The sequence below is a fragment of the Paracoccus ravus genome (assembly GCF_004522175.1).
Classification (GTDB): domain Bacteria; phylum Pseudomonadota; class Alphaproteobacteria; order Rhodobacterales; family Rhodobacteraceae; genus Paracoccus; species Paracoccus ravus.
Genome location: NZ_SDEB01000068.1, coordinates 1 through 3038, shown reverse-complemented (window position 1 = coordinate 3038; position 3038 = coordinate 1). Strand labels below are relative to the sequence as shown.

The window sequence follows — 3038 nt, the reverse complement described above, 5'->3', positions numbered from 1 at the left end:
AGACCAGGTCAGACGAAGCCGGTCCCATGTGCCCGAGGAGGTGGAATTCGCCACGAAACCTGCCATCGCGCGCAGCATGATCGAGCGGGCGCTCTCGGCCAAGGTTCCATTTTCCTGGGTGGCCGCCGACAGCGTCTATGGCGTTGGCGATATCGAAATAGCGCTACGCCGCGCTGGAAAAGGCTATGTCCTGGGCGTCGGCTCCAAGCACGCCTTCAATTCCTGGGAGAAAGCCTGTGCCGTCAGCCGAACGGCCGGGAGCATCGCGGAAAACTTGCCGCCGGCGGCGTGGCAGCGCCTTTCGGCCGGCACGGGCACGAAGGGCGAGCGGGTTCACGACTGGGCCTATCTTGATCTCGCCGATCTCGACGCCCGCGAATTCAATGCTGTTCTCAGCGGCGTCTGGACCCGGGGCCTGCTGATCCGCCGCAATCTTGCCGATGGTGATCTAGCCTTCTTCACCACGTGGTCGCCGGGGGGCACCACGATGGAGACGCTGGTCCGGGAGTGTCCTGAACTTTGTGTATCCGTGCCGGCCCATGCGGTTTGGGATACTCAAGCGTCGAAGCGCTCGCCGAACATTATGGCAAACTGGTTGCGGGCCGCAAACCATTCCCGGACATTTCGGCCATCCTTCTCGAAGTTGCGGATGGCCAGGTAGATCAGCTTGGTTGCCGCCTCGTCGGTCGGGAACGACCCTCGGGTCTTGATCGATTTGCGGATGACCCGGTTCAGACTCTCTATGGCATTGGTCGTGTAGATGATCTTGCGGATCGCCGGATCGAAGCCGAAGAACGGGATCACCTCCTGCCATGCCCGGCGCCAAGCCGGGGCGATGGACGCGTATTTCCCAGCCCATTTTTCCTCGAAGGCGTCGAGCTCGGCCTCGGCCATATCGGCCGTCGGGGCGCTGTAAATCCGGCGCAGATCGGCGGCCACGGCCTTGCGGTCCTTCCATGAGCAGAAGTTCAGGCTGTGGCGAACGCAGGTCTGAACCATGGCGTCCGGGAAGGCCGCCGTGATCGCCTCGGGGAAGCCCTTGAGCCCGTCCACGACCGCGATCAGAATGTCCTGGAGCCCGCGGTTCTTCAGTTCGTTCATCACCGAGAGCCAGAATTTGGCACCCTCGTTTTCGGCGATCCACAGCCCCAGAACCTCACGTAGGCCATCTCGGGTGACGCCGAGGGCGACATACACGGCCTTGTTCTTCGTCCGGCTGTCGGCATCGCGGATCTTCACCCGCAGGGCATCGAAGATCACGATCGGATACATCCGCTCCAGCGCCCGGCTCTGCCATTCCCGAACCTCATCGAGGACGGCGTCGGTGACACGGCTGATCAGATCGGGCGAGACCTTCAGGCCATAGAGATCGAGCAGATGGGCCTGGATATCCCGAACTGTCAGCCCGGCCGCGTAGAGGCCGATGATCTTGTTCGTCGGGAAAACAGTCCCCCGGACTGTTTTCTGTTCCGCCTCACTCCATCCCGTCGATCCGGGTCTGGCCCTTCTTCACCAGCTCCGGCTCGAAGCTGCTGTCGCGGTCGCGGGGCACCGCAACGGTCATCTCGCCGTCCTGCCCCTTCAGCACCTTGGTCGAGGCGCCATTCCGGCGATTGCTCCGACCCGGAGGGGCCTCCTTGCCATCTTCATAGCCAAGATGCGCCGTCAACTCGGCGCCCAGCATCCGCTCCATGAGCTTGATCTTCAGCTCTTTCATCAGCCCGGTGTCGCCGAGCAGATCCTCAGGGCACTCAACGCCCTTCAGCAGTTCGTCGAGGATTTCCTTGGAAATCGTCATGCATGCTTCCTTTCGGTGAAGCATGGACCGGATCCGTCATACACAGAAGATCGGACGCTCTCTGCCGAACGCGCACCGGTTCGCCTTGGCGTGACCTACCGGAAGAATTCGGTAAGTGGTCATCCGTTTACCGCCAATTCCGGCGCTGGACCCTAATCGGGCTCTGGGAGCGGATCCTGGATGCCCTGAACGAAGGCGGGGCGGTGCCGCACGCGCTCCAGATGATCGACAGCACCGTGGTCCGCGCCCATCATCAGGCAGCGGGCGCTAAAGGGGGACTCCGCGACAGGGTTCTGGCCGTTCGCGAGGTGGCTTCACGACCAAGATCCACCTCCGCGTCAACGGCGCAGGCCTGCCCATGAGGTCGGAGATCACGCCGGGGCAGACATCGGACTAACTGGGCTTTGATCTGGCCATGGCCGACAACCCGCCTGCGCCGTCCGTCCTGCTCGCGGACCGGGGCTATGACGCTAACAACGTTCGCAAAACCATCGAGGCGCGCAATGTGCTCCCGGTCATCCCTATGCGCAAGACCCGCAAGCTTCGCGTGGCCGTGGATCGCACCCTCTAGCGGCTGCGCAACCTCGTCGAGCGGTGCTTCAACAAGCTGAAGAACGCCCGCCGCGTCGCCACAGGCTATGACAAGACCGCCGAGAGCGTCCTCGGCTTCATCGACATCACGTCGATCCGCCTTTGGCTCCGCCATTTGTCATGTATGGATGCCCCCTTTCGTGCAAGTGGTATTTGAATGGCTCAGGCGTGTGATCGGGTGCGGTCATCTATCAGGCCTCGTTGTGCGGCTCGATCATGGCCGCGGGCCGGTATGGCGATGCGCGGGTCAGAAGCAAATCAACAGAGCGAGCTCTTAGGCTCCACGACAAATACTGCTTTCTCTAACCCGGATCTTTTCGATCCTTTGCCCTTACTGTTCAGTGACCCCCTCACAGGCCCGACGTGCCGGGATGGGTTGGTAAGCGCCGTGCGCTCAAGCCATCGCCGCCACCGGGTTCCGGTAATCTTCCTGTTTGGTCATCATGGCCCAGAGTCCCCGCGCCATTTTGTTTGCCAGGGCGACGGCGGCGACCATGCGTGGTTTGCGCCCCCGCAAGCGAACGAGCCATCCATGCTTTGAACCGCCATGGCGCTCAACGGCCTGAAGCACGGCCATCGCGCCGGAGATCAGGAGCCTTCTGATGTCGCGCTGTCCCATCTTCGAGGTCTTGCCCAGACGAGGTTTGCC

4 pseudogenes are annotated in these 3038 nt (G+C 62.3%); 2 read left to right on the top strand and 2 right to left on the bottom strand.

What is annotated here, in order from left to right:
- Window positions 1-502, top strand: a pseudogene (locus tag ESZ60_RS20430) (transposase); the annotation flags it as partial.
- A gap of 53 nt (window positions 503-555) precedes the next feature.
- Here ESZ60_RS20430 and ESZ60_RS20425 read toward each other — a convergent pair.
- Window positions 556-1798, bottom strand: a pseudogene (locus ESZ60_RS20425) (IS256 family transposase).
- Window positions 1799-1869: 71 nt separating this feature from the next.
- Between ESZ60_RS20425 and ESZ60_RS20420 the strand changes: the two are divergent.
- Window positions 1870-2546 (top strand): annotated as a pseudogene (locus ESZ60_RS20420) (IS5 family transposase); the annotation flags it as partial.
- A gap of 237 nt (window positions 2547-2783) precedes the next feature.
- Here ESZ60_RS20420 and ESZ60_RS20415 read toward each other — a convergent pair.
- Window positions 2784-3038, bottom strand: a pseudogene (locus ESZ60_RS20415) (IS110 family transposase); the annotation flags it as partial.